Here is a 24020-nt window from a genome sequence, read left to right as displayed (position 1 = left end):
CAGGTCTCACTACCCCCGGACGGGGGTGGAACGAACAGGGCGGAGCGACGTCACCATGCCCGAACCGGTCGAAGCGGTCGAGATGCAAGCCGCGCTGCTGAGGCTGCGCCGCTCAAGTGGGCTTCCGGTGGCCTTCGGCGGGCTGCTGTCCGATGCGCGCCACGCCCGGATCGTGGAGCTGAACGGGGCGCAGACCACCGCGCTGCGCGGTCTGGTCATCTCGGCGGGCAGCGGGCTCGGCGGCAAATCGATCGCGTTGTCACGGCCGTGCGCGGTGACGGACTACGCCTCCTCGCGCCACATCAGCCACGAGTACGACACGGCCGTCGCGGCGGAGGGCCTGCGCTCGGTGGTCGCGGTGCCCGTGGTCGTACGCCGGAAGGTGCGGGGCCTGCTGTACGGGGCGCTGCGGAATCCGATCACCCTCGGGGACCGTACGTTCGACGCCGCCGTCGCCGCGGCCCGCGATGTGGAACAGGCGCTCGCGGTACGGGACGAGGTGCAGCAGCTTCTGGCGGCCACCCTGGAGCAGGTGACCGATCCGCACACGGGTCCGGGCGCCTGGGAGGACGTGCGCGAGGCGCATCGCGAACTGCGGGCGCTCGCCCCGAAGATCGTCGACCCGGACCTCCGGGAGGAGCTGCTCACGGTGTGCGGGCGCCTCGCCTCGGCGTCCGGGGCGGCGGGACCCACGGCCGGGACGGTGCGGCTGGCGCCGCGCGAGGTGGATGTCATCGCCTGTGTGGCGGCGGGGGCGACGAACGCCACGGCGGCGGACCGGCTGGGGCTGCGGCCGGAGACCGTGAAGGGGTATCTGCGTTCCGCGATGCGCAAGCTGGGGGCGCACACCCGGCTCGAAGCGGTGGTGGCGGCGCGCAGGGCGGGTCTGCTGCCCTGACCGCCCCGCCCGCCCGGGTTCCGGTCTCTCTCAGTCCCCGAAGTCGATGAAGGCGGCGAACCGGATGTCGTACGCGGTCGCCTCCGACATCACCGACAGCATCCGTACGGCCTCCTCGGTGACCGCGTCGCGCTCGGCGCGGCCGAGCCGGCCGAGCGGCTGCACCGTGAGGTTCGCGGTGTCCCCGGTCCGGTCGGCCCGCCAGACGGCCGCGAAGAATCCGTCGACGAGGACGGTGCCGTAGGACTGGTTGCCCACCCCGTTGCGCCCCTTGTTCGCGGGCGGGATGACGCGGGAGCGGTCGGCGTGGCCGAGCAGGACGTTGTCGAACTCGGGCAGGAAGCGCGGCGGCGCCGGGGTGTCGGGGTCGGGGCGCGGGGCGTCGGGGAGGTCGAAGAGTTCGACCCCGTTCTCGTCGCGGAACGTGCGCAGTTGTGGCCGCAGCCGTTCGAAGACCTCCCGCAGCCGGGTCAGCCCCGCCCAGGTCTGCATGTCCTTCACGGACGCGGGTCCGAAGGCGCCGAGGTAGCGCAGGACGGTGCCGTCGGGTGCGGGGGCGGGGTGCGAGGGCCGGCCGAGCCAGTGCTCGACGGTGGTCAGTTCGACCTGGCCGCTCCGGTCCCAGAGTCCTCGCGGGGTGACCTGGACCAGGGGCAGGCCGCACCGGGCGGCCACCGAGAGGGCCTGCGGGTCGGCGTCCGGCCACTCGGCGAGGAGCTCCGCGCGCAGATCCTTGTTGGTGCGGGGCCGTTCCTCGACGAGCTTCCGGCTGATCGCCGAGAGCCGGTCGAGGTCCACGCCGACGAGGCCCCGGCGGAAGGTCTTCAGCTCCCGGTCGCGCGCCGCCTGGACCAGCGGGCGCAGGGTGAGGGCGTCCTGGGCGGTGTGGGTGTGGATGGTGGAGCGGAGGGTGACCATCCGGACCACCTCACGCGACTCCATCAGGGCGGAGAGCTCGGCGGGTTCGAAGCCTTCGAGCCGGGCGAAGAGCTGGAAGTACGGCGGCCTGGTGTTCTGCGCCTGGAGTCCGACGAGGTGCTCCACGGCGTCCTCGGCGGACATGTCCGCCCGGTGCAGCAGGAGTTGGCGCTCCAGGGTGGCGCGGTTGAGCGCGCGCGTGGAGAGCACCTGGGGGCGGTCGGGCGGATTCGTCTTCGCGGCCATGTGCGCACGTTACGCGGGCCACCGTCCGCGCCACGGCGGACGGCCGCCTTCCGCGCCGGGGCATCCGCGACGCACCGTACGGGCAACCTCCCTGCCGCCCACGACGCACCGTACGGTCTCTTCCCGGCCGCCCTCGACGCACCGTACGGCCGTCCTCCGCTCAGGGCCGTCCGCGCGCCGGGACTTCCTCGCCGGGCGGTACGGGTCCCGGGGGTGTTCCGTCGCCGAACGGACGGCCGCCCAGCTCGTCCCGGTGGTGCGGGGTCAGCCAGCCGGACAGGTCGGGGCCGAGCGGCACGATGCCGGTGGGGTTGATGCCGGTGTGCACCCGGTAGTAGTGCTGCTTGATGTGGTCGAAGTCGACCGTGTCGCCGAAGCCGGGCGTCTGGTAGAGGTCGCGGGAGTACGCCCACAGGACGGGGTCCTCGGTGATCTTCGTACGGTTGCACTTGAAGTGCCCGTGGTAGACGGCGTCGAAGCGCACCAGGGTGGTGAACAGCCGGATGTCCGCCTCCGTGATCGTGTCGCCGACCAGGTAGCGGCGGTCGGCCAGGCGCGCGGAGACGAGGTCGAGGCGGCGGAACACATCGGTGTACGCGGCGTCGTAGGCGTCCTGGCTGTCGGCGAAACCGGCCCGGTAGACGCCGTTGTTGACGTCGCGGTAGATCCCTTCCATCACCTCGTCGATCTCGTCGCGGAGGGGCTCCGGGTAGAGGTCGGGGGCGCCGGGGCGGTGCAGGGCGCTCCATTCGGTGGCGAGGTCCAGGGTGATCCGCTGGTAGTCGTTGGTGACGAGCTCGCCGCTCGGTACGTCCACGACGGCGGGCACGCTGACCCCGCCGGGGTAGCCGCGCTCACGTGCGTCGTACGCCTCGCTCAGATACCGGATGCCCAGCACCGGGTCCCGGCCGTCCTCGTCGAGGGTGAAGCGCCAGCTGCGGTCGTCCTGGATGGGGTCGGTGATGCCGAGCGAGAGGGCGCTCTCCAGGCCGAGGAGGCGTCGTGAGACGAGGGCCCTGCTCGCCCACGGGCAGGCGCGGCTGACGACGAGCCGGTAGCGGCCCGCCTCGACCGGCCAGCCGTCGCGGCCGTCGGCGGTGATGCGGTCGGCGAAGTGGCTGCGGGAGCGTTTGAAGGGCTTGTGGCCGTACGAGGTGTTCGAGTCCCCGTCCGTTTCGTGGCCGTCGTTCATACCGCACTCCTCGCTGGGTTCGTGGCTTTTTCCGTACGGCGCGCGTCCCGTCGTCCGGCCAGGACGTCGGCCAGCGCCACGATCAGGGCGGCGAGGACGAACGCGACCGAGACGACGAGCCCGTGGTCGTACGCGGTGGCCCAGCCCTTGGGGCTCACCTGGGCGAAGAAGACCGAGCCGACGGCGGCGATGCCGATCGCGGAGCCGACGCGCTGGCCCGTCTGGAGGCTGCCCCCGGCGCTTCCGGCGTTGGCCACCGGCACTTCGGACAGGGTCAGCGTCTGGTTCGGGGCGATGACCAGGCCGCTGCCGAGACCGGCGAACAGCAGCGGGGCCGCCATCGCCCAGCCCACGGACCGCCCCGGCACCAGATGGACGGCGAGCGCGGTGGCCGCGAGCCCCACCGCGACCATCACGAGGCCGACGACGATGAGGGGCCGGCCGAAGCGGCCGACCAGCCGGCCGCCGACCGAAGCGGCCACCGCCGCGCCGAGCGCGAACGGGGTGATGGCGAGCCCGGCCTGAAGGGCGGTGTAGTCCAGTCCGGACTGGAGGTAGAGGGTCGTGATGAAGAAGATCGAGGTGAATCCCGCGAAGTACAGCAGGATCATCAGGCAGCCCAGCCAGTAGGACCGCAGCCGGAACAGCGAGAGGTCCAGGACCGGTTGGACGGAGCGGCCCGCGCACCGTGACTCCCAGCCGATGAACGCCGCCAGCAGCACGGCGGCCAGGAGCACGAACAGCCATTTGGTGTTGCCGGGCCACTGCTGGGCCTGCACGAACGGCAGCAGCAGGGCCAGCACACCCGCGCCGAGGAGCACGACGCCCACCGGGTCGAGGTCGCGCGGCCGTACCCGGGTCGCCGACGGGGTGTCCGGGAGCAGCCGCCGGGCCAGCACGAAGCAGACGACACCGAGCGGGAGGTTGACGTAGAACACCCAGCGCCAGCCGTCGGCCGGCCCGGCCATCTGGATCAGCAGTCCGCCGAGCAGGGGGCCGACGGCGGTGGAGATCCCGACGACGGTGCCGAACATGCCGAAGGCCCGGCCCCGCTCCCGGCCGGAGAACATCTGCTGGATCAGCGCGGAGATCTGCGGGGAGATCAAACCGCCCGCCATGCCCTGGACCAGTCGGGCGATCACCAGCCAGAGGCTGGACTGGGCGGCGCCGCAGGCGGCCGACGCCAGGGTGAAGAGCGCGAGCCCGGCCAGGAACACCGCGCGGCGCCCGCGTGCGTCGCCCAGGCGTCCGGCGGGGATCAGCAGGAGCCCGAAGGCGAGGGCGTAACCGGAGAGCACCCATTGGAGGTCGGACTCGGGGGTGTGCAGCCCTTCCCTGATCGACGGCAGGGCGACATTGACGATGGACACGTCCAGCAGCGTCATGAAGCCCGCCACCAGGCAGACGGCGAGGGCTCGCCAGCGCCGTGGGTCGGGGCCGCCGGAATCGGGGACGGGGCCCGCACCGCGCCCCGTCGGCCCGGGGTGCGCCGCACTCTCTGCCATGGTTCGCACCCTAGGGCGCGGCTCGCTTTTCCTCCATACGGGGCGACCGGATCGATGCACTCCGGTTAATCGTTAGGAAAGTTTCCCAACACTGTTGACGAGAATCGGAAGGGACCTTTACTTTCAGTTTGCCGACATGGCGCCTCCCCTCCACCAACCCCCGACGGGAGCACCACCATGCACCAGCGCACCAATCTCCCCACCGAGCAGCCGACCGGGTCCCGACGCCGGGTCCGGGCCCGGACAGCCCTTCTCGCCTCGGCCGCCCTCGCACTCGGCGGCGCCCTGCTGTCGCCGGTCCAGGCGGGAGCCTCCCCGGCCCCCGCCGCCGCCACCCCGGCCGCCGCGACGCCGCTCGCCGCGAACGGCCAGCTCAAGGTCTGCGGCCTCCAGCTCTGCAACGCCTCGGGCCAGGCGGTCCAGCTCAACGGCATGAGCACGCACGGCACCCAGTGGTACGCCCAGTGCGTCACCAACGGCTCGCTCGACGCCCTGGCCACGGACTGGCGCGCCGATGTGCTGCGGGTCTCCACGTACGTACAGGAGGACGGGTACGAGACCGACCCTCAGGGCTTCACCGCCCGTGCGCAGAAGTTCGTCGACGCGGCCCACGCGCGGGGCATGTACGCGGTGATCGACTGGCACATGCTCGACCCCGGCGACCCCAACTTCAACCTCAGCCGGGCGAAGACCTTCTTCACGGCGATGGCGAAGAAGTACAAGGACAACCCGGGTGTGCTCTACGAGATCGCCAACGAGCCCTCCGGGGTGAGCTGGTCGACGATCAAGTCGTACGCCGAGAAGATCATCCCGGTCATCCGGGCGCAGGACCCCGACGCGGTGGTCCTGGTCGGCACGCGCGCCTGGTCCTCGTTCGGCGTCTCCGAAGGGGCGGACGAGCAGGAGGTCGTCAACAATCCGGTCAACGCCTCGAACATCATGTACACGTTCCACTTCTACGCGGCCTCGCACCGGGACGAGTACCTGAACACCCTGGACCGGGCATCGAACAAACTGCCTGTGTTCGTCACGGAGTTCGGCACGCAGAACTACGCGGGCGAGGGCGCGGACGACTTCACGATGTCGCAGCGCTACCTCGACCTGATGAAGCGCAAGAAGATCTCGTGGACCAACTGGAACTACTCCGACGACCACCGTTCCGGTGCGGTCTTCAAGACCGGTACCTGCGACGGCACCCAGTGGACCGGCACATCGGTGCTGAAGCCCGCCGGTGTCTGGATCCGTGAGCGCATCCGCCAGTGACGCCTACGGCCTGAGGCGGGCGGCGAGGTCATCGAGGTCGGCCACGAACCAGACGTGCCGGCCTCGATCGGCCTCCCGGATCAGGGCGGGCAGCGCCGAACCGCCCCTCAGATGGCGTGAGATGTCCCCGACGATCGCCAGGCGCAGCCGGTAGTTCGCGAACTTCTGGAAGATCTCACCGGCGAAGCCCGTACTGAGGTCGAAGAAGCGGTCGTCGAAGCGGTCCGCCGGAACGGCGACCACCTCCGCACCCTGGAAGGCGGCACCGACCAGGCGGTCCAGCGCGTCCTGCACCGTGGCGATCGGCGCACCGTCCGCGTCGTAGACGAGCACCGGTACGCCGTGGTGCTCCACGAAGAGGTCAGGCATGGTGCGCCGCCCCCTCGTCGCCGGACAGGAACATGTCGTTGCCGGGCCCCATCACCCCGTCGACCAGACGCAGCAGGTCGGCGGTGGCGGTGGCGTTGCCGAGGATCACGATCTTCATGCGGGCGCGCTCCTTGTCGTAGACCGTCTGGACGCGCAGCGGCTCCGGTGCGTCCCGCCCGGACTGCGCGGCGGCCGTGACCAGAGTGCTCAACCGGCTCGCCGCGTCCGCGCCGATCGAGTCGATCTGCACGATGCCCGACACCTCCACCTGCCCGCGCGGGGCGGCGGCCCGAGGGGGCGCCGGATCCGCCGGGAGGCTGGTCAGCGCCGCCAGGTCCGCCCGGCTGATCCGGTACTGCTTGCCGATCCGCACGGCCTTCAGCCGGCCCTCACGGACATAGCTCCGGACGGTCCGCACATGCAACCCCAGCAGCTCGGCGACCTCACCGACCGAATACAGCTCGCGCTCAACACTCTCCATGCGGTCGGACACTACCCTGAACAACCCTACTGAGGGTGCGATAGGGAAGAATACGGTAGGCCGAGGCGCCCCCCCGGCGCCGTTCGCGGTTCCCTTAACCCCGCTCAGATTTCCCCTCGGAGACGAGCCCGCCGCCCTCCACCTGGGTCTTGAGCGTCGAGAGGATCATGGCCCAGCCGTCGCGGACGCCCTCCAGCATCTTGCTGTCCGGGCTGTCGAAGCCGTCATGGGTGAGGGTCAGCCTGACGCCCATCGCGGGATCCTCGGCGGGCTCGATGTCGAAGGTGACCTTCGACCGCTCCCGGACCGCCTCCTCCCACTCCTCGTCCGACGCGAAGTCGAACATCTCCCGGTGCATGGGCTGGAGCCTGTGCCAGGTGTACGAGAGCCGCTTGCCGGGTTCCGCCCCCAGCACCCGCTGGCCGACCTCCTCGAACTCACCCTCCGGATCCATCTTCCAGCGGACCGGAGCGCCGGCCTCCCAGGTCGAATCGGGGCCGTGACCGCCCATGTGGACCTTGATGAGCTCCGGGTCGGTCAGCGCCCGGTAGAGCTGCTCGGGGGTGGTGCGGATGTACGTGACATAGACGAACTCGGGCTTGGTCATGGCCGGTCCTTCCAGGGGGTGCTCGTCGCCTCCCATTCAAGCAACCGTATGGTTGCCTGTCGCGTCGACGGACCCCTTCGCATCGGCTCCACATCGGCGCGATGCGTGGAATTAACCTCTGATGCCTTGTCATGCCCGATCTACGCGCATAGTTTTCAGCCCTCACTACACAGTTGGGGGCAGCTCACGTGCGTATATCCAGACCCGGTTCCGTCCTGCTGACCGGCGCCGTCGCCGTCGCTCTTTCGGTGACCGCCCTGCCCGCCGCCTTCGCGGCACCGTCCTCGTCCGCCGTGATCTCCGAGGTGTACGGCGGCGGCGGCAATGCGGGAGCGACGCTCACCCGGGACTTCATCGAGCTGGCCAATGCCGGTTCCGCGCCGTTCGGCCTCGGCGGCTTCAGCGTCCAGTACCTGCCGGGCAGCCCGTCCGCCGGTTCGCTGTGGCAGGTGTCCGCGCTGACCGGCGCGATCGCCCCCGGCGGCCGCTACCTCGTCGCCCAGGCCGCGGGGACCGGCGGCACGGTGGCCCTGCCCACCGCCGACGCCACCGGTGCGGTCCCGATGTCCGCGGCGAGCGGCACCGTCGCCCTGGTCTCCGGCACCACCCCGCTCACCTGCAGGACGGCGGCCGACTGCGCGGCCGACACCAGGATCGTGGACCTCGTCGGCTACGGCTCCGCGGTCGTGCGGGAGGGCGGCGGACCCGTGACCGGCGCCTCCGCCACCGCGTCCGTCGCCCGCGCCGCCTCGCTCGCCGACACCGACGACAACGCCGCCGACCTCGCCGCGGGCGCCCCGACCCCGGTGAACGCGGCCGGTGAGACCTCCGGCGGCACCGGCCCCGGGGACCCCGGCGGCCCGACCGAGCCCGGCACCGTGCGGGTGCACGACATCCAGGGCACCACACGGCTCTCGCCGCTCGCCGGCCGGTCGGTCGAGGGTGTCCCGGGCGTCGTCACCGGCGTACGGGCCACGGGCTCGCGCGGCTTCTGGATCCAGGACACCGCACCGGACGACGACGTCCGCACCGGCGAGGGCCTGTTCGTCTACACGGGCTCCGCCGCACCGGCCGTGGCCGTGGGCGACTCGGTCCTCGTCAGCGGCAAGGTCGCCGAGTACTACCCGTCCGCGACCGCCCAGTCGCTCACCCAGCTCACCGCGCCCAGGACCACCGTCCTGTCCTCCGGCAACGCCCTGCCGGCGCCGGTCGTGCTGGACGCCGCCTCGGTGCCCGGCGCCTACGCGCCCACCGCCGGTGGCGGTCCGATCGACGCGCTCACCCTCGACCCGGCGACGTACGCCCTCGACCTGTACGAGGCGCTCGAAGGCACCCGTGTCCGCATCGCCGACACCCGCGTCACCGGGGCCACGACCGCGTACGACGAGATCTGGGTCACCGTCAAACCGCGCGAGAAGCCGACCGCGCGGGGCGGCACGCTCTACGCCTCGTACAACGACCAGAACACCGGCCGCCTCAAGGTGATGTCGCTCGACGCCGCCTCCCCGGTCCCCGTGGCCGACGTGGGCGACGTGCTGTCCGGCACCACCACCGGCGTCCTGGACTACGCGTCCTTCGGCGGCTACAACCTCCAGGCCACCGAGCTGGGCACCCTCACCGGCAAGGGGCTCAAGCGCGAGGTCACCCGCAAGCAGAAGCGCAAGGAACTGGCCGTCGCCACGTACAACGTGGAGAACCTGGACGCGCTCGACGAGCAGGCCAAGTTCGACACGCTGGCCGAGGGGGTCGCGGTCAACCTCGCCTCGCCCGACGTCGTGTCGCTGGAGGAGATCCAGGACGACAACGGCGCGAAGAACGACGGCACGGTCGGCTCCGAGGCGACGCTGAAGCGGTTCACCGACGCGATCGTCGCCGCGGGCGGCCCGCGCTACGCCTGGCGCTACATCGCTCCCGAGAACAACAAGGACGGCGGCGAGCCCGGCGGCAACATCCGTAACGTCTTCCTCTTCAACCCCGGGCGCGTGACGTTCGTGGACCGCGCGGGCGGCGACGCCACCACCCCCGTGAGCGCCGTGGACACCCGCAAGGGCGTCAAGCTCTCCGTCTCCCCCGGCCGGATCAACCCGGCGAGCGCCGCCTGGGACGACAGCCGCAAGCCGCTGGTGGGCGAATTCCGCTTCCGCGGGAAGCCGGTCTTCGTCATCGGCAACCACTTCGCCTCCAAGGGCGGCGACCAGCCGCTGCACGGCCGCTACCAGGAGCCGGCGCGCGGTTCGGAGACGAAGCGGATACAGCAGGCGGCGGAGGTCAACACCTTCGTCACCTCGGTGCTGAAGGCGGACAAGTCGGCCCGGGTCATCACGCTCGGGGACCTCAACGACTTCGCGTTCTCACCGACGATGGACGCGCTGACCCGCGGCAGGGTCCTCAAGCCGCTGATCAGCACGCTGCCCGCGAAGGAGCGGTACAGCTACGTCTACGACGGCAACTCGCAGACGCTCGACCACATCCTGACGAGCCCCGGCATCCGTCGGTTCGACTACGACGTGGTGCACATCAACGCGGAGTTCGCCGACCAGGCGAGCGACCACGACCCGCAGGTGGTGCGCGTGGAGGTGAGCACCGGAGACAAGGGCCACGGGCACGGCCACGGGCACGGCCGCTGAGGTCCGCTCCCGGTCCGGGCGGGCCCGCTCGTTCGGGCCCGCCCGGCCGGGGTGGTGACCGTCGTCCGGCCGCTGCCCCCGGCGGCCGGACGGCGGACTCCTCCGCCGGTCAGGCCCTGGTGAGCACGAGCGCCGCGTTGTGGCCGCCGAAGCCGAGCGAGGTCTTGACCGCGCAGTCGAAGACGGCCGCCCTGGCCTCCTTGCTCACCACGTCGACGGGGATCGCGGGGTCGGGCGCGTCGAGATTGACGGTGGGCGGCACCCGTTGGTGCTGGAGGGCGAGGACGGTCAGCGCGGTCTCGATCCCGCCCGCGGCACCGAGGGTGTGGCCGGTCATCGCCTTGGTCGAGGTGACCAGCGGCCCCTCGCCGAGCACCCGGTGCAGCATGGTCGCCTCGATCAGGTCGTTGGCGACGGTCGAGGTGCCGTGGGCGTTGACGTGGCCCACGTCCGAGGGCGACAGCCCGGCGTCCGCGAGGGCGGCGCGCAGGGCACGTTCGATGCCGAGGCCGTCGGGGTCCGGGGCGACCGTGGAGTGGGCGTCGCTGGAGGCGCCGTAGCCGTCGACATGGGCGCGGACGGTGGCCCCGCGGGCGCGGGCGTGGTCCGGGTGCTCCAGGACGAGAAGGCCCGCGCCCTCGCCGACGACGAAGCCGTCGCGGTGGGTGTCGAAGGGCCGGCAGGCGGCCTCCGGGTCCTCGCGGCGGGTGGAGACGGCCTTCATCTGGCAGGCGCTGGCGAGCAGCAGCCGGGTGCAGGACGATTCGGCGCCGCCCGCGACGACGATGTCGCACGCTCCGGTGCGCAGCATCTGGTGGGCGGTGCCGATGGCGACGGTGCCCGAGGAGCAGGCGGTGGAGACCGCCTGGCTGGGCCCGTGGATACCGAGGTCGAGGGTGACGCTGCTGGCGGCGCCGTTGACCACGGTGAGCGGGGCGAGCTTCGGGGAGACGCGCCGGGCGCCGCGCCCGGCGAGGGCGAGGTGCTGCTCGTCGTAGAAGGGGAGCCCGCCGTGCGCCGAGCCGATGACGACGCCGACCCGGCCGCTGTCCCAGACCGAGGGGTCGAGCCCGGCGTCGGCGACGGCCTCCCGGGCGGCGATGACGGCGAGCTGTGCGAAGCGGTCCATCAGCCGCTGGGCGGCCACGCCGAGCACGGCCTTCGTGTCGAGGCCGGTGATCGTGTAGAAGAAGTCGCAGGGCAGATCGACGAGTTCGGGCCGCCGGACGACGGAGGGCGCGGAGGCGGCCCCGCAGACTCCGCTCCAGGCGGCCCCGGCACCGACTCCGGCCGCGGTGACCAGACCGATGCCGGTGACAGCGGCGCGGAACGGCTCGATGCGCGGACGGGAGAACGGCGTCGTGGACCGGCCGGGCGACGGTTCGGTGCGCGGGCGGGTGCTCACGCGGACGCCTTGTCGTGCACGGCCGCCACCAGGCGGCCCACGGTGTCCCGCGAGGTCAGCGTGATGTCTTCCATGTCGATGTCCAGCCGGTCCTCGATGAGCAGCCGCAGCTCCTCCAGCGCGAGGGAGTCCAGGCGCAGCTGATGGAGCGGCACCTCGGGACGAATGGCCAGGGGGTCGGTACCGAAGTTCGCGACCAGCAGGGCGCTGATCTCTTCCGAGGTGCTCATTGAGGCGCTCCTCCGCTCAGGGACGCGGTGACGCCTGCCGCGTGGGGGTTGAGGTGGCCATCGGGGGACGCCGGCTGCTCCGGAGGGACCCTTTATACGCCTTCGCGGCCCGCTCCCCGGCCCCCGTTCCCCCGTGCGGTGGGGAGGTCGTCCAGGTGTACGAATCCGCCGGTCCGGCCGGGTTGCTGCCAGGATGGGCGGGCAAACGCACCGCACGAGAGAGGGAGAGCCCATATGACGGCGGAGCAGGACGGCGACGCGGCGGTACGGATCAGCCCGGCCACCTGGGTGGCCCGGCAGGCCGAGCTGTACGAGTCCTCCGGCGGAACCAAGGGCACCACGCAACTCGGGGTGCCGTGTCTGCTGATGGACTATGTCGGGCGGCGCAGCGGGGCCGTGCGGCGCACGGTGCTGATGTACGGGCGGGACGGCGAGGACTATCTGATCGTGGCGTCCAACGGCGGCTCGGACCGCCCTCCGCTCTGGTACCTGAACCTCCTGGCCCATCCCGAGGTCGAACTCCGGGTGGGGACCGAGCGGTTCGGGGCGATCGCCGAGACGCTGCCGGACGAGGAGAAGGCCCGGGTGTGGCCGCGTCTGGTCGAGCTCTTCCCGCGGTACGCGCAGTACCGGGCGGGCACCGACCGTGACATCCCCGTCGTTCGGCTCACAAGGCGCTGACCGGGACCTTTTGGTGCGTCGGCCGGGACCGTACACTCCGCGATCATGACGATCGAAACGGTTCGAGCCGACGCGTCCGCCCTCGACGGACCCGCCCTCTTCTCGACGATGTCCACCATGCGCGCCATGCGCCGCCTCAAGCCGGACGCCGTCCCGGACGAGACGATGGAGCAGCTGATCCAGGCGGCCGTGTGGGGACCCAGCGGCGGCAACATGCAGTGCTACGAGTACGTCGTGGTCACCGACCGCGAGGTGATGGCACGGCTCGCCCCGCTGTGGAAGCGGTGTGTGGACGCCTATCTGGCGACGACCGGGAAGCACGCGCCGGCGGGCATGGACGACGCCGCGTACGGGCGGATGGTGGCCGCGATCGAGTACCAGCGCGATCACTTCGCCGAGACCCCGGTGCTGGTCGTCCCGTGCTACCGGTTCCCGGAGCCGCGTGTCGACGAGGAGGGGCTGCTGGCCTCCGCGCGGGCGCTCGGCCCGGCCGGGGCCGAGCAGCTGATGAACACCCAGACCCGCTTCCAGGCGCTCGCCGAGGGTTCCTGCGTCTACCCGGGGGTGCAGAACCTGCTGCTGGCCGCGCGGGCGCTGGGGCTCGCGGCGAACATCACCATCTGGCATCTGATGCTGGAGCAGGAGTGGAAGGAGGCGCTGGGCATCCCGGAGGACATGCGGACCTTCGCCGCCGTTCCGGTGGGGTGGCCGCAGGGCAACTTCGGCCCGGTGAGGCGCCGCCAAGTGGCCGATGTCATTCACCGTAACGGTTGGTAATTCTCCAGCAACTCCCTTGACATATAGAGGAGTTGAAAGCACCGGCGCGACACACCGGGATGTCATTGTCATGCTCTATTCATCTCGATAGCCTGTGCGGGCTCAACGGCCCTCGGCCCACCCCACCCGGGCCCGAGGGCCTTTTCTCTCCCCCACAGGCCCCACCGGGCACTTGAGACCCATAGAGCAGGGAGCACCCCCATGCCCCGACCCACCGCCGCGCGCACCAGAGGCCGCGCATCCGTTCTGGCGGCCCTCACCGTCACCGCTCTCGTCGCGACGGGCCACCCGGCCGTCGCGGCCGACCCCGACGCCGCCTCCGCCGACTCCCCCGCAGCGTCGGCCGTCGCCTCCGACCCGATGAACCGGGCCTTCGCGCGGGCCGCCGAGGAGTTCGGCGTACCGCGCGACCTGCTCGCCGCCGTCGGCTACGGCGAGACACATCTGGACGGACACGCCGGAGCACCCAGCCAGGCGAACGGCTACGGCGTGATGCACCTGGTGAGCAACCCCGCCAACCGCTCGCTGGAGAAGGCCGCGGCGCTGACCGGCGAGCCGTTCTCGCGGCTGCGCCGGGACACCGAGACCAACATCCGGGGCGGTGCGGCCGTGCTGCGCGCCCACGCCGACGCCCTGGGCCTCGACCGTGCCGAGCGCCGCGACCTCGACAGCTGGTACCCGGCCGTCGCCCGGTACAGCGGTGCCCGGGACACCGCCGCCACCCTCTACGCGGACGCGGTCTACACCTTCCTGGCCGAGGGGCTGCGGACGACGGTGCCCGGTGGCGAGGAGGTCACGGTCACCTCCCGTCCGGTCGCCCCGCGCAAGGGCGCCCTGTCCTCGGCGGACGTGACCACGCAGAGCCCGGACTACCCCTCGGCGCTGTGGGTGCCCGCCCACGCGAACAACTTCGCCTCCGGGCGGTCGGCGACGGTCGACAAGGTGGTCGTCCATGTCACCCAGGGTTCGTACGCGGGTTCCATCAGCTGGTTCCAGAACGCGACGTCCAAGGTCAGCTCCCACTACGTGATCCGCTCCTCGGACGGCCAGGTCACCCAGATGGTGCGCGACAGCGACACCGCGTACCACGCCAAGAGCGCCAACGCCTCGTCACTCGGTATCGAGCACGAGGGCTATGTCGACGACCCGTCGTGGTTCACCGACTCGATGTACCGCTCCTCGGCCGCGCTGACCGGTTACCTGTGCGACCGGTACGGAATCCCGAAGGACCGGTCGCACATCATCGGGCACAGCGAGGCCCCCGGCAACGACCACACGGACCCGGGCGTCAACTGGAACTGGACCTCCTACATGCAGCTCGTCGGCGGCTCCCCCGGCGGCGGCACCGGCAGCGACGCGCTGGACTTCACCTCGTACGCGACCCAGCAGCAGGGTTCGACGGGCGCGCAGGTCACGGCCGTCCAGAAGCTGCTGAAGGAGCAGGGGTACGAGCCGGGCGCCGTGGACGGGAACTTCGGCCCCGCCACGAAGAGCGCCGTCCAGGCGTTCCAGGGCGCCCGGAAGCTCACCGCCGACGGCGCGGTCGGCCCGAGGACCTGGACCGCCCTGCTGTCGGCCGGGACCACCCCGACGCTCACCCGGGGCGGCTCCGGGGACGCGGTGAAGCGGCTCCAGCGGAGTCTGACGGCGGCGCTCGGCTCCACGGTGGGTATCGACGGGAGCTTCGGACCCACCACCGACACGGCGGTGCGCGGCTACCAGAGCGCCCGGAAGCTCTCGTCCGACGGGAGTGTCGGGCCCGCCACCTGGGCGGCGCTGCAAGCGGGGCTCTGACCGGCAGGGGCGTTCCGGCGGCCGGTCCGCCGCCGGAACGCCCCGGCACACGCGGGGCACGCGGGGCACGCGGGGCACGCGGGGAAGCCCCTGCTCACGCGGCACGCGAAGAACACGCGTCACGTTTCGGTAACCTGCCGGAAACCCTTGACGTTTGTCCTGACGCGTTCTTAACCTCACTGCGTAGTCCCGAGTCCTTCGTGACTCGGCAGTTCGCCAGATCGGCAGTTCAGCAGTTCACGTGCTGCGGCGCTTTCCGCAGTGTTTTGACAGGCACAGACATAGACCACCTGTCGGTGGTTTCGTCATGCCTGTTTTCCTGTGCTCCCCGTGCCGCCGATGGGTCTTCCTCGAAGGCGGATTCATGGCACAACGTCCGAGCGTCAAAGGCGTCGCCGATGTCGTTGCGCTCATCGATGGGCTGGGAAAGATCACCGGCCGGGCGCAAGTCATCTGGTTCCTCGTGTTCGGCGGGCTGTTCCTCGACGCCTATTCGAATGCCGCGCTGAGCGCGGGTCTGGGACCGATGACGTCCCAGATGGAGCTGACCAGCACGCAGGTCTCGATCCTCACGGCCACCGCTCCGGCCCTGGCGATCCTCTTCAACCCGATCGGCGGCTGGCTCGCCACCCGCTTCGGCCGGGTGCCCCCGCTGCTGCTGGCCAAGGTCTTCGCCATCGCGGGCGCCCTGACCGCCGCGTTCGCCGACGACTTCGGGATCGTCTGGGTGGGCCGGGTCATGGTGGGCATCGCCTACGGCATCGACTTCGCCGTCGCCATGGCGCTGCTCGCCGAGTACACCCCCGCCAAGCTCGGCGGCCGGCTCAACCTGTGGCAGGCCGTCTGGTACGTCGCCACCACCAGCAACCTCGCCCTGGCGCTGCTCTTCTTCAACATGGACGTCGGCGCGGACATCTGGCGCTGGTCGGTCGGCTCCGCCGCCGTCGTGGCCATCGCCCTGCTCATCGGCCAGTGGCTGATGCTCAAGGAGAGCCCCACCTGGCTGGCCAGCAAGGGGCGCCTGGACGAAGCGGTCGGCAATCTGGACCGGATCTACGGGATCAAGGCCGTCGCCGGACAGCCCGACGCGGCCACCCGGGCCGCCACCGCGGCCCCCGCCGTCGGATTCCGCCAGGCCGGAGTGCTCTTCAAGGGCGAGTACCTGCCCCGCACCATCCTGTCCTCGGTGATCTCGCTCGGGCAGTCGATGCAGTACTTCGCGGTCGGCTGGTACCTCCCGCTGATCAGCCTGACGATCTTCGGCGAGAGCTTCGAGAAGGCCACCATCGGCTCGATGGTGTTCAACGCCTTCGGTATCGCGGGCGGTCTGCTCTCCGCCTACTTCGGCCGCCGCCTCGGCCTGCGGCTCAGCTCCGCGGCCGGTTTCGCCGGGGTGTTCGTCGCGCTGCTGGCGATGGGCCTGACCTTCGAGAAGGTCCCCACGGCCGTGGCGTTCCTGCTGCCCGTGCTGTTCATCCTCTGCCACTCCGCGGGTCCCGGCGCCAACGGCAAGTCCATCGCCGCGCTCTCGTACAGCAGTGACATCCGCGCGCTCGGCACCGGTGTCACCGGCATGGTCGGCAGCTTCGGCAGTGTCGCCGGGCTGTACCTCTTCCCGCAGATCAAGGAATCCCTCGGCCTCGCCGACACCTTCCTGGTGCTCTCCGTCGTACCGCTGCTCGGCATGATCACCTGCCTGGCGATCAAGTGGGACCCGATGAAGGCCGGCCAGTCCCCGGACGGGGCCGCCGCGGACCTCTCCGCCGTCGGCCCGCAGGGCGATTCCCCCGAATCCGTGAAGGCCACGACCGCGCGCTGACCGTCCGCCGTGCCCGCCGCGTCACACGATGGTCCCCCTCCCCCTCCGTACCGCCGGCTCCGTACGTCCCGCTCCGCAGGACCGGCTCCGTACAGCTCGCGATGCTCGCAATGAAAGGGCTGCAATGACGCAGACGCTCCCCGGCGCCGCCCCACGGCGCGGTGTGCTGGCCATCGACGAGGGCACCACGGGTACCCGGGCCGGAGTCGTCCTCGACTCCGGCGCCGCCCACGAGGTGTTCTACCGGCCGATCAAGGTCAGCCACCCGGACGACCTCTCGGTCGAGCAGGACCCGATGGAGATCTGGACCGCCACCCTGGAGGTGGCGCGCCGCGCCGTCGGCCGGGCCCGCGAGGACGGCATCGAGGTCACCGCGGTGGCGCTCTCCACCCAGCGCGCCACCGCGATGCTCTGGGACCGGGTCACCGGGCGGCCGCTGCTGCCCGCGGTGGTGTGGCAGGACCGGCGGTACGCCGCCGAGCTCACCTCGTACGAGGCGGAGTGGGACACCGCCCTGCTGGCCCGCCAGGGCCGGCCGGTCGGCGCCCGCGCCCCGTTCCTCTGGGCCGCGCGGCAGATCGCCGCGCACCCGGAGGTGGCCGCCGCGCACCGCGCGGGGCGGCTGCTGTTCGGCACCGTCGACACCTGGCTGATCTGGCGGCTCACCGGTGGCGCCGTGCACGCCACGACGCCCACCAACGCCGCGTCCAGCGGCGGCTACCTGCTGGAGCGGCACGCCTGGGACGAGGAGTGGATCGGCCGGCTCGGCTTCCCGCTCGACCTGCTGCCCGAGCTCCGCTCCGACGACGCCGGATTCGGGCACACCGACCCGGCCGCCCTCGGGATCGCCGTACCGCTGGCCGCCTCCATGGGCGACCAGCACGCGGCCCTGCTCGCGCTCGGCGGACTCACCGCCGGCCAGGGCATGATCATGTACGGGACCGGCGCCTTCGTGGACGCCGCGACCGGCACCGTGCCCGCCCTGCCCCGGCCGGACATCTCCGGGGTGCTCGCCCAGCCCGGCCGGCGGCAGGGCGACATCAGCCACTACAGCCTGGAGGCCTACACCTCCACGGCGGGTTCGGCGCTGCGCTGGCTCTGTGACGATCTGGGCCTGTTCGCCTCGCCGAAGGAGCTCGGTGAGGAGGCGGGCCGGGTCCCCACCCGGCCGGGCCGCACCCCGCGTTTCGTCCCGGCGCTCGCCGGAGTGCGTACGCCGGTCTGGCACCCGGAGGCCACCGCCTCCCTCACCGGGCTCACCCTCGCCACCACCCGCGCCGACCTCGCCCGCGCCGTCCTCGACGGGATCGCGCACTCGGTGTGCGACCTGATCGACGGGGTCGCCGACACCATGGGCGCGCCCTTCACCCGGCTGCGGGTGGGCGGCGGGGTCTCCGGCAGCGACCCGCTCATGCAGATCCAGGCCGATCTGACCGGCCTGCCGCTGGAGCGGGTCGCCGACTCGGCCACCGCGAGCCTGCGGGGCACCGCGTATCTCGCCGGGGTCGCCCGGGGGCTGTGGGGCTCGCTGGAGGAGGTCGTCGAGGCCCAGCCGGGCGGCAGGGTCTTCGCCCCCGCGATCCCGGCGGCCGGGCGCACCGCGCAGCGTGCCGCCTGGCGCGACGTCCTGATCGGCCACCTCAAGGACCCGGCGCTGCGCCCCCTGGAGGCGCCCGAACCGTAACCGCACACCCCCCACCGACGGCACCCTCACCGTCACCCCGGCGGACCGCCCGACCACGCGGCCGCCGTACCGAAACACCAGGAGTTGATGTTGTGATCACCTTGCCCGCCCGGAAACCGCGGCGCAGCGCCGCGGCGACCCGCCGAACGCCGCTGCATCTCGACCGCGCCGCAATCAAGCGCCGGCTGGCCGACGACACCTATGACGTCGTCGTCATCGGCGGCGGGATCACCGGGGCGTACGCGGTGCTGGACGCGGCCTCGCGCGGGCTGCGCGCGGCGCTGGTCGAGAAGGACGACTTCGCCTCCGGTACGTCGTCGAAGTCCTCGAAGATGGTCCACGGCGGCCTGCGTTACATCGAGCAGGGCAACGTCAATCTCGTGCGCCACTCGCTCCTGGAGCGCCACCGCTTCCGCAAGAACGCCCCGCACCTGGTGCACCGGCTGCCGTTCCTCTTCCCGATCCTGGAGAAGGAGGGCATCTTCGACGCCCGCCTGGCCAAGGGCTTCGAGGGTCTGCTGTGGACGTACGACCTGGTGGGCGGCTGGCGGATCGGCAAGCTGCACCAGCGGCTCAGTGTCCCGGAGGTCCTCGCGCAGGCGCCGACCCTGCGCGCGGAGAACCTGAAGGGCGGGCTGATGTACTTCGACGCCCGCACCGATGACGCCCGGCTCGTGCTGACCATCGTCCGCACCGCGGCGGCGCTCGGCGCGAGCGTCCTCAACGGGGCGAAGGCCGAGGGGCTGCTGACGCAGAGGGGCAAGGTGGCCGGCGCCCGGGTCTCCGTGGACGGCGACACCATCGACATCCGCGCGGGGGCCGTCGTCAACGCCACCGGGGTGTGGACCGACGAGCTGGACGCGAAGGCCGACGACGGTCACAAGCCGCAGGTCCGCCCGGCCAAGGGCGTCCACATCGTGGTGCCGTGGGAGAAGGTGCGGATCAACTGCACGGTGACCGTGCCGATCCCCGGCCGGGCCCGCCGCGCGACCTGCACCCGCTGGGGCAACAGCGTGGTGCTGGGCACCACCGACGAGGACTACCAGGGCTCCCCGGACGATGTGCACTGCACGCGCGAGGAGATGGGCTTCCTGCTGGAGGGCGCGAACACCGCGTTCGAGGGGAAGCTCACCCCGGACGACGTGGTCGGCTCCATCGGCGGTCTGCGTCCGCTGGTCGGCGGCAAGGAGGGCGCGACGCTCGACATGCGCCGTGACCACCACATCACGATCGGCCGCACCGGCATGGTGACGGTGACCGGTGGGAAGCTCACCACCAGCCGGCACATGGGCGAGCTGGTCATCGACAAGGTGATGACGGTGCTGGGCCGCAAGGGTGCCGGCCGCACCGCGAACCTTCCGCTGCTGGGCGGCGCCGGTTACGACGCCGAGGCGGTCGCCGCATCCGGTGGCATCGCCGCGCACCTGGGCGAGCGTTTCGGCACCGAGGCGCGCTTCGTCGGCGACCTGATCCAGGACGACCCGACGCTGGCCGAGCCGATCGTCGCCGGGCTCCCGTACACCGGGGCCGAGGTCGTGTACGCGGCCCGCGCCGAGCTGGCCCGCTCCGTCGACGACGTCCTCTCCCGCCGTATGCGGGCCCGGCTGTTCGCCCGGGACGCCTCCGCGGACGCCGCGGCCGCGGTCGGCGCGATCCTCGGCCGGGAACTGAATCTCACCCAGGCCGAGGTGGAACGTTCGGTCTCCGACTACCTCGCAGCCGTCCGTCACGAAAAGTCCGTACTCCTCGAAGGGGCAGCAGCATGATCAGCCGTCAGACCATCACCCACCCGTTCAACCGGGGCAACTACACGATCGGCGCCCCCAGCTTCGCCAAGTGGGCGCAGAACACCCCCATCGGGGACGGCGAGGCCGCGCTCCAGACCGATCCGGTCGAGGTCCCCGAGAGCGTGGTCGAGGCGCTGCGCGAGGCCGCGCACGCCGTGCACACCTCCCGCGACGAGGTCGTCACCCGGACCCGTGACTGGTGGGCCGGTTCGATGATCGGCGAGACCGAGGGCCGTCCCGCGACGCCGGACGCCGTGGTCGTCGAGGCGGCGGACGCGGACCAGATCGCGGCCGTGCTGCGGATCTGCCACGCGGCCGGCATCCCGGTCACCCCGTCCGCGGGCCGCTCCAATGTCACCGGTGCGGCGCTCCCCGTCTTCGGCGGGGTCGTGCTGGACGTCTGCGCGCTGAACCGGATCACCGGTTTCGACGCCGAGTCGAACGTGGTGGACGTCGAGGCCGGCATGTTCGGTGACCTCTTCGAGAAGCAGCTCCAGGAGGAGTACGGCGTGACGACGGGCCACTGGCCCTCCGCGTTCGCCGTCTCCACGGTCGGCGGCTGGATCGCCTGCCGCGGCGCCGGTCAGCTCTCCACCCGGTACGGCAAGATCGAGGACATGGTCGTCGGGGTGGACGTCATCCACGCGGACGGCACCCGTGCCACGTACGGCGACTACGCCCGCGCGGCGGTCGGGCCGGACCTGCGTCAGCTGTTCATCGGCTCGGAGGGCACCCTCGGAGTCATCGTCTCGGCCCGGCTGCGCGTCCACCCGCTGCCCGAGTACGCCAAGGCCGTCGCGTTCGGTTTCTCGACCTTCGCCGAGGGGCTGGACGCCTGCCGCTCGATCATGCAGCGCGGTGCGACCCCGGCCGTCCTGCGGCTGTACGACACCCTGGAGTCGGGCACCCACTTCGGCCACCCCGGGACCAACCTGCTGCTCATCGCCGACGAGGGCGACCCGGCGATCGTCGACGCGTCGATCAAGGTCGCGACCGAGGTCTGCGCCGCGTACGGCCCCGAGCTGGACAGCGAGGCGGTCTTCGAGCGCTGGCTGGACGAGCGGATGCTGGTCGGCAAGTCGGCGGACGGCTTCACGCCCGGCCCCGGCTTCGTCGCCGACACCCTGGAGATGGCCGCTTCCTGGGCCGACCTCCCGGTGATCTACGACGAGGTGGTCGCCGCGATCCAGTCGGTGGAGGGCACTCTGGCGGCCTCCGCCCATCAGTCGCACGCGTACACCGACGGCGCCTGTGTCTACTTCTCGCTGCGCGGCGAGGTGGCGCCCGAGTCGCGCCGTGACTGGTACCGCTCGGTGTGGGACGCGGCCAACGCCGTACTCGTCGAGCACCGGGCGGCGCTCAGCCACCACCACGGCTGCGGTCTGCTGCGCGGCCCCTACCTGGAGGATTCCCTCGGGGCGGGCTTCGCGACCCTCGTCGCGGTGAAGGCGGCCCTGGACCCGGCCGGGATTCTCAACCCTGGCAAACTGGGCCTTCCCAGCCGATTCGGTACGTCTCCGCTGAACTGACCCCAGCAGCCGCGAGGACCGGCCGGCCCCAGGTGCCGGCCGGTCCGACCCCTTCCCAGGCAGGCTCTTGCCATGACCCCCTCCCCGTCCCGGTTCAGCGCACCGCTCGACCCCCGGCTCGTCTCGGCCTTCGCCGAGGTGCCGGTGATCGCGTCGGTCATCGGCACCCAGCCGCTGCGGCAGTTCCTGACCGCACCGGCCAGGGTGTGCATCCTCGCGTCGTTCGCGGTGGGGCAGCTGCCCCAGGTCGTGCCGGCGCTGGGCCGGGCGGGGAAGACCGTGTTCGTGAACGTGGACAGCAGCCCCGGTCTGGCGCAGGACCGGGGCGCGCTGGAGTTCATCAAGAACATGGGGGCGCACGGCGTGGTGAGCACCCGGCTCTCGCTGATCGAGAAGGGCCGCCCGCTCGGCCTGCTGACCATGATGAAGGTGTTCGTCACCGACCGGTCCAACCTGCGCCGTTCCACGGACGCGATCTCCCGCGGAGCGCCGGACCTGGTCGAGATCATGCCCGCCCCGATCATCGGCCGGATGACCGCGCAGGCACAGCGCGCGATGTCCCCGTCGGTCGCCGCGGGCTTCGTGGAAACCCCCGCGGACGTGGCGCTCGCCCTGGCCTTCGGGTCGGCCGCGGCCGCCACGTCCGACCCCCGCCTCTGGCATCTGCGCCGGGACCAGCTGCCACCGGTCCCGCCGTCCGCCCTCAAGAGGCCCGCCGCACCACAGGAGTAGTCCCCGTGAGTTACGTAGTCGTCGCCCGATACCGCACCAGGTCCGGCGAGGAGAACACCGTCCTGACCCTGCTCGACTCGATGGCCGCCGCCTCCCGCGAGGAACCCGGCAACCTCGGCTACCGGGTCCACCAGGGCATCGAGGACCCCCGCGCGATCGTGCTCTACGAGGAGTACGCCACCGAGGCCGACTTCACCGCGCACTGCGCGACCCCGCACTTCCGGGAGATCGTGCTCGGCAGGGTGCTCCCGCTGCTGGAGAGCCGCGACGTGCTGCGCTGCGCGCCGCGCGAGCAGGTGGGGGCATGAAGACCCGTGCAGTGGTGCTGCGCGGGACGTCGACGTCCCGCCCCTACTCCCACAGCCGCCCGGTCGAGGTGGAGGAGCTGACCCTCGGCGCTCCGCGCGAGGGCGAGGTGCTGGTCCGGATCGCGGCCGCGTCGCTGTGCCACTCGGACCTCTCCGTGGTCAACGGCGACCGGGTCCGCCCGCTGCCGATGGCGCTGGGCCACGAGGCGGTGGGGGTGGTCCAGGAGACCGGTCCCGGTGTGCACCGCTTCTCCCCCGGTGACCATGTGGCCCTGGTCTTCGTCCCGAGCTGCGGCTTCTGCGAGGACTGTGCGGCGGGCCGCCCGGCCCTGTGCGCGCGGGCCGCCGCCGCGAACGGATCGGGTGGCCTGCTGCACGGCCCCCCGCTCCTCACGGACTCCTCCGGCCGGCCGGTCCACCACCAGCTGGGCGTCTCCGCGTTCTCCGAGCACGCGGTACTGGCCCAGGAGTCGCTGGTGCCGATCCCCGACGACATACCGTTCGCCGTGGCCTCGATGTTCGGCTGCGCGGTCCTGACCGGCGCGGGCGCGGTCATCAACACGGCCGCCCTGCGCCCCGGCCAGTCCGCCCTGGTGTACGGGCTCGGCGGTGTCGGCCTCTCGGCGGTCCTGGGCGCCCGCGCGGCCGGGGCATACCCGGTCATCGCGGTCGACCCGGTCCGGGAGAAGCGCGAGCTGGCCCTGCGCCTCGGCGCGACCCATGCGTACGCCCCCGAGGAGGCGATGGCTGCCGTTCGTGAACTGACGGGCGGGGGCGCCGAGTTGGCAGTGGAGGCGGTGGGCAGCCCGAAGGTGATGGCCGACGCGCTGGCGGCCGTCGCCCGCGGCGGCAGGGTCGTCTCGGTGGGCCTCCCGGCCCCGGACCGCGTCCTGGAGGTCCCGGCCCTGGCCTTCGCGGGCGAGGGCAAGTCCCTGCTCGGCTCGTACATGGGCGACGCGGTCCCCCGCCGGGACATCCCGCGGTTCCTGGACCTGTGGCGGGCGGGCCTGATGCCGGTGGAACGGATGCACACGGGAACGCTGCCTCTGACGGACATCAACGACGCGATGGAGGAGCTGGCTTCGGGCCGGGCGATCCGCCAGGTGATCGACACCTCGGGCCTGCTGGCCGGCTGAACGCGCCGGGGCGCTCCTGGTGGGTGCGGGGC

21 protein-coding genes are annotated in these 24020 nt (G+C 71.9%); 13 read left to right on the top strand and 8 right to left on the bottom strand.

The window, feature by feature from the left end; translation table 11 throughout:
• Positions 1-55: 55 nt before the first annotated feature.
• On the top strand, positions 56-898 hold the full coding sequence (locus A6A29_RS07820; RefSeq protein ID WP_073719237.1) for a response regulator transcription factor: 843 nt from the start codon (positions 56-58) through the stop codon (positions 896-898).
• A gap of 30 nt (positions 899-928) precedes the next feature.
• On the opposite strand, the gene A6A29_RS07815 is transcribed toward A6A29_RS07820, so the two are convergent.
• The 3 genes from A6A29_RS07815 to A6A29_RS07805 form a co-directional block, all read right to left on the bottom strand.
• Complete coding sequence (locus A6A29_RS07815) at positions 929-2062, bottom strand: winged helix DNA-binding domain-containing protein (protein ID WP_073719236.1); 1134 nt, start codon at positions 2060-2062, stop codon at positions 929-931.
• A gap of 160 nt (positions 2063-2222) precedes the next feature.
• Positions 2223-3254, bottom strand: coding sequence for a glutathione S-transferase family protein (locus A6A29_RS07810; protein WP_073719235.1), 1032 nt, complete (start codon positions 3252-3254; stop codon positions 2223-2225).
• A complete protein-coding gene (locus A6A29_RS07805) occupies positions 3251-4759 on the bottom strand; it encodes an MFS transporter (RefSeq protein ID WP_073719234.1) in 1509 nt (502 codons plus the stop codon). The genes A6A29_RS07810 and A6A29_RS07805 overlap by 4 nt, the downstream gene beginning before the upstream one ends.
• A 177-nt stretch (positions 4760-4936) precedes the next feature.
• Here A6A29_RS07805 and A6A29_RS07800 point away from each other — a divergent pair, with 177 nt between their 5' ends.
• Positions 4937-6022, top strand: coding sequence for a glycoside hydrolase family 5 protein (locus tag A6A29_RS07800; RefSeq protein ID WP_073719233.1), 1086 nt, complete (start codon positions 4937-4939; stop codon positions 6020-6022).
• Positions 6023-6025: 3 nt separating this feature from the next.
• On the opposite strand, the gene A6A29_RS07795 is transcribed toward A6A29_RS07800, so the two are convergent.
• The 3 genes from A6A29_RS07795 to A6A29_RS07785 form a co-directional block, all read right to left on the bottom strand.
• Complete coding sequence (locus A6A29_RS07795; protein WP_073719232.1) at positions 6026-6391, bottom strand: DUF4180 domain-containing protein; 366 nt, start codon at positions 6389-6391, stop codon at positions 6026-6028.
• Positions 6384-6872 (bottom strand): helix-turn-helix domain-containing protein, encoded by a 489-nt coding sequence (locus A6A29_RS07790; RefSeq protein WP_073719361.1) that lies wholly within the window; start codon positions 6870-6872, stop codon positions 6384-6386. Before A6A29_RS07790 ends, A6A29_RS07795 begins: the two co-directional genes overlap by 8 nt.
• Before the next feature lie 94 nt (positions 6873-6966).
• Positions 6967-7479, bottom strand: coding sequence for an SRPBCC family protein (locus A6A29_RS07785; protein WP_073719231.1), 513 nt, complete (start codon positions 7477-7479; stop codon positions 6967-6969).
• Positions 7480-7667: 188 nt separating this feature from the next.
• Here A6A29_RS07785 and A6A29_RS07780 point away from each other — a divergent pair, with 188 nt between their 5' ends.
• Positions 7668-10106: an endonuclease/exonuclease/phosphatase family protein gene (locus A6A29_RS07780; protein WP_073719230.1), complete on the top strand. Its 2439-nt coding sequence runs from the start codon at positions 7668-7670 to the stop codon at positions 10104-10106.
• A 109-nt stretch (positions 10107-10215) separates the two neighbouring features.
• Here the strand turns inward: A6A29_RS07780 and A6A29_RS07775 are convergent, their stop codons facing one another.
• Both A6A29_RS07775 and A6A29_RS07770 read right to left on the bottom strand, forming a co-directional pair.
• A complete protein-coding gene (locus A6A29_RS07775; RefSeq protein ID WP_241838383.1) occupies positions 10216-11445 on the bottom strand; it encodes a beta-ketoacyl-[acyl-carrier-protein] synthase family protein in 1230 nt (409 codons plus the stop codon).
• Positions 11446-11507: 62 nt separating this feature from the next.
• Positions 11508-11741 (bottom strand): acyl carrier protein, encoded by a 234-nt coding sequence (locus A6A29_RS07770; protein WP_073719228.1) that lies wholly within the window; start codon positions 11739-11741, stop codon positions 11508-11510.
• A 234-nt stretch (positions 11742-11975) separates the two neighbouring features.
• Between A6A29_RS07770 and A6A29_RS07765 the strand changes: the two genes are divergently transcribed.
• From A6A29_RS07765 to A6A29_RS07720, 10 genes are all read left to right on the top strand, one after another.
• Positions 11976-12422, top strand: a complete 447-nt coding sequence (locus tag A6A29_RS07765; RefSeq protein WP_073719227.1) for a nitroreductase family deazaflavin-dependent oxidoreductase — start codon at positions 11976-11978, stop codon at positions 12420-12422.
• Between the two features lie 45 nt (positions 12423-12467).
• Positions 12468-13199, top strand: coding sequence for a nitroreductase family protein (locus tag A6A29_RS07760; RefSeq protein ID WP_073719226.1), 732 nt, complete (start codon positions 12468-12470; stop codon positions 13197-13199).
• A 201-nt stretch (positions 13200-13400) separates the two neighbouring features.
• Complete coding sequence (locus tag A6A29_RS07755; RefSeq protein WP_073719225.1) at positions 13401-14993, top strand: peptidoglycan-binding protein; 1593 nt, start codon at positions 13401-13403, stop codon at positions 14991-14993.
• A gap of 364 nt (positions 14994-15357) precedes the next feature.
• Positions 15358-16812, top strand: coding sequence for an MFS transporter (locus A6A29_RS07750; RefSeq protein WP_073719224.1), 1455 nt, complete (start codon positions 15358-15360; stop codon positions 16810-16812).
• Between the two features lie 124 nt (positions 16813-16936).
• Positions 16937-18496, top strand: coding sequence for an FGGY family carbohydrate kinase (locus tag A6A29_RS07745; RefSeq protein ID WP_073719223.1), 1560 nt, complete (start codon positions 16937-16939; stop codon positions 18494-18496).
• Positions 18497-18588: 92 nt separating this feature from the next.
• A complete protein-coding gene (locus A6A29_RS07740) occupies positions 18589-20262 on the top strand; it encodes a glycerol-3-phosphate dehydrogenase/oxidase (RefSeq protein WP_073719222.1) in 1674 nt (557 codons plus the stop codon).
• Complete coding sequence (locus A6A29_RS07735; protein ID WP_073719221.1) at positions 20259-21812, top strand: FAD-binding oxidoreductase; 1554 nt, start codon at positions 20259-20261, stop codon at positions 21810-21812. Before A6A29_RS07740 ends, A6A29_RS07735 begins: the two co-directional genes overlap by 4 nt.
• A 72-nt stretch (positions 21813-21884) precedes the next feature.
• A complete protein-coding gene (locus tag A6A29_RS07730) occupies positions 21885-22544 on the top strand; it encodes a glycerol-3-phosphate responsive antiterminator (protein WP_073719220.1) in 660 nt (219 codons plus the stop codon).
• A gap of 5 nt (positions 22545-22549) precedes the next feature.
• Positions 22550-22852: a putative quinol monooxygenase gene (locus A6A29_RS07725; protein ID WP_073719219.1), complete on the top strand. Its 303-nt coding sequence runs from the start codon at positions 22550-22552 to the stop codon at positions 22850-22852.
• Positions 22849-23988, top strand: coding sequence for a zinc-binding dehydrogenase (locus A6A29_RS07720; protein ID WP_073719218.1), 1140 nt, complete (start codon positions 22849-22851; stop codon positions 23986-23988). Before A6A29_RS07725 ends, A6A29_RS07720 begins: the two co-directional genes overlap by 4 nt.
• Positions 23989-24020: the final 32 nt, after the last annotated feature.

The sequence above is a fragment of the Streptomyces sp. TSRI0281 genome (assembly GCF_001905125.1).
Classification (GTDB): domain Bacteria; phylum Actinomycetota; class Actinomycetes; order Streptomycetales; family Streptomycetaceae; genus Streptomyces.
The sequence above is the reverse complement of the archived record's forward strand: the minus strand, read 5'-3'. Positions and strand labels throughout refer to the sequence as shown.

Bases quoted from the DNA above. Each gene is read 5' to 3' on its own strand.
- A6A29_RS07820 (WP_073719237.1), top strand. From the start codon at position 56: ATGCCCGAACCGGTCGAAGCGGTCGAGATGCAAGCCGCGCTGCTGAGG.
- A6A29_RS07765 (WP_073719227.1), top strand. From the start codon at position 11,976: ATGACGGCGGAGCAGGACGGCGACGCGGCGGTACGGATCAGCCCGGCC.
- A6A29_RS07790 (WP_073719361.1), bottom strand. From the start codon at position 6,872: ATGGAGAGTGTTGAGCGCGAGCTGTATTCGGTCGGTGAGGTCGCCGAG.
- A6A29_RS07760 (WP_073719226.1), top strand. From the start codon at position 12,468: ATGACGATCGAAACGGTTCGAGCCGACGCGTCCGCCCTCGACGGACCC.
- A6A29_RS07815 (WP_073719236.1), bottom strand. From the start codon at position 2,062: ATGGCCGCGAAGACGAATCCGCCCGACCGCCCCCAGGTGCTCTCCACG.
- A6A29_RS07785 (WP_073719231.1), bottom strand. From the start codon at position 7,479: ATGACCAAGCCCGAGTTCGTCTATGTCACGTACATCCGCACCACCCCC.
- A6A29_RS07800 (WP_073719233.1), top strand. From the start codon at position 4,937: ATGCACCAGCGCACCAATCTCCCCACCGAGCAGCCGACCGGGTCCCGA.
- A6A29_RS07810 (WP_073719235.1), bottom strand. From the start codon at position 3,254: ATGAACGACGGCCACGAAACGGACGGGGACTCGAACACCTCGTACGGC.
- A6A29_RS07720 (WP_073719218.1), top strand. From the start codon at position 22,849: ATGAAGACCCGTGCAGTGGTGCTGCGCGGGACGTCGACGTCCCGCCCC.
- A6A29_RS07730 (WP_073719220.1), top strand. From the start codon at position 21,885: ATGACCCCCTCCCCGTCCCGGTTCAGCGCACCGCTCGACCCCCGGCTC.
- A6A29_RS07735 (WP_073719221.1), top strand. From the start codon at position 20,259: ATGATCAGCCGTCAGACCATCACCCACCCGTTCAACCGGGGCAACTAC.
- A6A29_RS07755 (WP_073719225.1), top strand. From the start codon at position 13,401: ATGCCCCGACCCACCGCCGCGCGCACCAGAGGCCGCGCATCCGTTCTG.
- A6A29_RS07770 (WP_073719228.1), bottom strand. From the start codon at position 11,741: ATGAGCACCTCGGAAGAGATCAGCGCCCTGCTGGTCGCGAACTTCGGT.
- A6A29_RS07805 (WP_073719234.1), bottom strand. From the start codon at position 4,759: ATGGCAGAGAGTGCGGCGCACCCCGGGCCGACGGGGCGCGGTGCGGGC.
- A6A29_RS07745 (WP_073719223.1), top strand. From the start codon at position 16,937: ATGACGCAGACGCTCCCCGGCGCCGCCCCACGGCGCGGTGTGCTGGCC.
- A6A29_RS07795 (WP_073719232.1), bottom strand. From the start codon at position 6,391: ATGCCTGACCTCTTCGTGGAGCACCACGGCGTACCGGTGCTCGTCTAC.
- A6A29_RS07750 (WP_073719224.1), top strand. From the start codon at position 15,358: ATGGCACAACGTCCGAGCGTCAAAGGCGTCGCCGATGTCGTTGCGCTC.